This is a genomic window from Variovorax sp. 20P10.2.4 (assembly GCF_058244205.1).
On sequence record NZ_JBZAYE010000580.1, the window covers coordinates 1 to 4,642 of the forward strand.

The 4,642-nt window shown below is 72.9% G+C and carries 2 protein-coding genes; both read left to right on the forward strand.

What is annotated here, in order from left to right:
* On the forward strand, nucleotides 1–703 hold a 703-nt coding region (locus AC27VN_RS33420; RefSeq protein ID WP_490879340.1), incomplete at its 5' end, for a FecR family protein.
* Nucleotides 704–866: 163 nt separating this feature from the next.
* On the forward strand, nucleotides 867–4,642 hold a 3,776-nt coding region (locus tag AC27VN_RS33425), incomplete at its 3' end, for a two-partner secretion domain-containing protein (protein ID WP_490879341.1).

A 4,642-nucleotide genomic window follows, 5' to 3' on the forward strand; every position in this document is an offset into this window, starting at 1 on the left:
CGCCGCGGCCATGGTGCATCCGCCGCTGGGCCTGTGGCCTTCGCTGGGCGAGCTGCGCGCCGACCACCGAACGGGCATCGGCGAGCGCCGCAAGGTGGCGCTGGCCGAGGGCGTGACGGTCGAGCTCAACACGCGCTCGGGCATCGTGGTGCGCGAAGGCCGCGTGCCGCTGCAGGAGATCGAGCTGATCGCGGGCGAGGCGGCCATCGAGGTGCGGGACGCGCGCATCCGCACCGTGGTCGAAGCGGGGGCGGGTCGCCTCACGGCCCGGCCCGGACCGCTGGGCCCGCACGCGCTGTTCGCGCTGCGGCGCCAGGGCGCGCGCGTGGTCGTGGTCTGTCTCGAAGGCCGGCTCGAGGTGGCGCATGCCGCGGGCGGCGTGCTGCTCGAGGCGCAGCAGCAACTGGACTGGGACGAGCGTACCCACGGGCCGGTCGCGATGCTCGCGGGCGCCGAGCTCGCGCGGCGCGTGGCCTGGCGCGAGGGCTACCTGCGCTTCGTCGATACGCCGCTGGGCGAAGTGATCGACGAGATCAACCGCTACCGCCCCGGCCAGGTCGTGCTGCTCGACGGGCAGCTGGCGGCGCGCCAGATGACGGGGCGCTTCCAGATCGGCGGGCTGGACCTGGCCATCGTGCAGATGAAGCAGTCGCTGGGCCTGAAGGTGCGTTCGCTGCCCGGTGGCGTGGTGCTGCTGGGCTGAAGCGGCGACGCGACGAGGGCCCGCCGCGCTGTCACGAAAGCTTCAAAAGAAAAGCTTGCCGATCGCGCGGTGCCCGGCGGTCTAGTCAAGGAGCGCTGTCGACCTGGAGGTCGCGGCGCGCAGGACTCGAACTGCGGCATTCACCTGACTGGATCGGCATCACATGAACACGCGTATTTCTCTCGGCGGCCAGCGTGCGGGCGCTCCCACTTTCTCGCTGCGGCTGAAGCCGTTGGCGCATGCGCTCGCGGCGATGCTCGCCGCGGGCGGCGTCATGCAGGGCGCGCACGCGCAGCGCGCCTTCGGGCCGGCCTGGTTCGCCAGCAAGAACGTGGCGCAGAGCATGGCCGCGGCCACGGGACGCATGCCCGACGGCACGCCCGCCGCGTCGCTGACGAACCCGCTCGCGCTGCAGCAGCGCGACAACGCCCAGCTGCGGCGCTCGATGGACAACCTGAACCTGGCCGCGCGCGGCATCGCGGCGCAGCAGGCGGCACAGGACGCGGCGCGCCAGGCGGCGCTCGACGGCGGCTCGGACATTCCCGAGGGCCTGGCCGATGGCGGCCTGAAGGTCGACACGAACAGCCTCACGGCCGGCTGGCTCAACGCGCGCGCGCCGGTGCAGACCGTGGCGGGCGGACGCACCGTGGTCGGCATCCAGCAGACCGACGAGAAGGCGATACTGAACTGGGAGAGCTTCAACGTCGGCCGCAACACCACGGTGCAGTTCGACCAGAAGGGCGGGGCGAAGCCCGACGGCAGCAACGCATGGATCGCGCTGAATCGCATCAACGACCCGAGCGGCCGGCCGAGCCGGATCGCGGGCCAGATCCAGGCCGACGGGTCGGTCTACCTGATCAACCGCAACGGCATCGTCTTCACCGGCTCGAGCCAGGTCAACACGCGCACGCTGGTGGCCTCGAGCCTCGCGCTGTCGGACAAGCAGTTCAACCTCGGCATCAACAACGCGCAGGTGTTCAAGGACGCCACCGGCCAGGCCAACGACTTCGCGATCCCGCAGTTCGGCGCCTTCGCCTCGGCCGCGCCCGACATCTACGGCAGCTACGTGCCCGGCAACGGCAACGGCACGGCGCCCGACCGGCTCGGCGGCGTCGATCGCTTCGACCCGGGCGCGGCGCCCGGCGCGGTGCAGGTGCAGGCCGGCGCTCGGCTCGAGGTGGCGAGCGGCGGCAAGGTGATGCTGTTCGCGCCCAAGGTCCACAACGCCGGGCGCATCTCGGCGCCCGACGGGCAGGTGATCCTCGCGGCCGGCGAGAACGTCTTCCTCAACACGGTCCGGAACACCACCGCCAACGGCACCCTCGACGCCAACGCCATCCGCGGCCTCGACGTGGCCGCCGCGGCCGCGCCGGGCTGGGCCATGCCGTGGGCCTTCGTGAGCAGCGCCATCCGCACCGGCACCGATCCGTTCAACCCCGGCTTCGTCGAGGCCATCGCCCAGCATGTGCTGCCCGAGATGGCGGCGCGCGCCGAGGCGGTCGGCTACGACGTGACCAACAGCGGCATCGTGCAGTCCGAGCGCGGCAACATCACGCTGCAGGCGCGCGACGTGCATCAGAACGGCGTGGCGCTGGCGACCACCGCGCTCAACAACCGCAGCGGCTCGATCCTGCTGCGCGCCTGGGGCCAGGGCACGCACATCTACGTCAACGACGACCCCAGCAATATCCTGCTGAGCTGGCAGGCCGGCACGCTGACGCTGGGCCAGGGCAGCGTGACGCGCATCCTGCCCGACGCCTCCGACACCAGCGAGATCGAGACCACCGCGCTGGCCACGCGCTACAAGCCGGGCGCCATCGGGCTGTACGGCCGGCTGATCGACGTGCAGGCGGGCGCGGGCGTGCTCGTGCCCTCGGGCACGATCGGCGTGGAGTCGGCCGCCAACCCGCTGCCGACCCAGCTGCCGGGCTACCGGCCCGACAGCCTGGGCGACGGCAGCCGCATCTACATCGACAGCGGCGCCTACCTGAGCGTGGCCGGCCTGCAGGGCGCGGCGGTGCCGATGGCGCGCAACTTCATCGAGGCCGAGCTGCGCATCAACGAGCTGCGCGACTCGCCGCTGCTGCTGAACGCATGGGTGCGCGGCAAGAAGGTGATCGTCGACCGCCGCGCCGGCGGCGTGTTCGAGGACGGCCCGATGGCCGGCGTGCTGTGGGTCAAGGACGCGGCGGGCAACTACCTGCCCGGCAGCTGGGCCGGCACGCCGTTGGGCGACGTGACCGGCTGGGTCGGCGTGGGCATGACCGACCTGAACGAGCTCTCGACCGATGCCGGCAAGATCACGATGCGCGCGGGCGGCTCGGTCATCACCCGCGCGGGCTCGCTGCTCGACGTGTCGGGCGGCTCGGTGCGCTACACCGACGGCCTCAACACCGCCACCAAGCTCATGGGCGCCGACGGCCGGGTCTACACCATGGACCGCGCGCTGCCCGACGGCAGCTACACCGGCATCGCCGGGCGCTACACCGACGGCCATGCGCGCTGGGGCGTGTCCGACAGCTGGAGCAGCGCGGTGATCGGGCGCGACAGCGTCGAGGCCGGCTACACCGAGGGCCGCAAGGCCGGCGCGGTGCAGATCTTCGCGGGCAGCGCGATGGTGCTGGAAGGCGACTACGCGGGCGGCGTGGTGGTGGGCGACCGGCAGCAGAAGCAGCCGACGAAGAACGCGGGCGGCGAACTGCAACTCGGTGGCGGCAGCGTCGAGGACCGGCCGTGGTCGCCGAACCGCATCGTCATCGCCCGCGACCCGCACCGGCTGGACGCCGCCTTCCAGGCCGGCTCGGCGCTGGACAGCGCCTACGAGGCCCAGCCCGACCCCGAGGCCGCCAACCAGGCGATCGGCAAGGTCACCTTCCTGTCGGACGAGGTGCTCAGCCGCTCGGGCATGGGCCGCATCGTGCTCAACATCGCGGGCGACTACGGCTTCGTGCTGGAGTCCGGCGCCTCGCTCGACCTGTCGCCGGGCGCCACCTTCATCGCCAGCGGCGGCGACCGCTCGACCAACCCGATGCGCATCGACGGCGCCATCCGCGCGCCGGGCGGCAGCATCGTGCTCGGCACCATGGACGGCCCGCTGACCCTGGGCGCCGAGGCCCGGCTCGACGTCGGCGGCCAGTGGATCAACGCCTGGCGCGACGGCATGGCGCCCGCGCGCTGGGCCATGGACGGCGGCGCCATCGCGCTGCAGGTGGGTGAGTTGCGGGTCGACCCGGCGGCGGTGCTCGACGTGTCGGGCGGCGGCCGCGTCGACCGCGCGAAGAACGGCCTGCCGGGGCTGCGCGTGGGCAATGCCGGTTCGCTCACGCTGAGCGGGCTGACGGACAAGACCGACCTGTCGACCTTCGACATCCGCGCCTATGCCGCGGGCTCGGCCGGACGGCTGGTGCTCGAAACCAAGGCCAACGTGCAGATCGGCGGCACGGCGCCCGTGCCGGTCGAACCTGCTGAACCCGCCGCGCCCGATGCCCCGGCGGCACCGGGCGTGCTCGTGCTTCCCGCCACGCTGTATGCCGACCGCGGCTTCGGCGACGTCACGGTGCGGGTGACCGCGGCCGAGGGCGGCCGCATCGCCGTGCCCGAGGACATCGGCGTATCGCAGTCCGTGAAGGGCATCGACCTGAGCGCCTTCGCCTACCGCGAGCTGGAGACCGGCGCGCGCCTGGCCAGCCTGGCGCCGGTGGGCGAGCTGCGGCTCGAGGAGCGCCTGCAGCGCGCGCCCGCCTCGCTGAGGCTCGTGGTCGACAGCGGCTCGATCGACGTCGGCGCCGGTGCCGTGCTGCGCACCGACGTCGGCGGCGCGCTCACGCTGTCGGCCGTGGCCGGCGCGCTCACGGTGAACGGCACGCTGGAGGCGCCCGCGGGGCGCATCGAACTCAACGGCAAGTCGATCGTGCTGGCCTCGGGCGCGCAGCTGCTGGC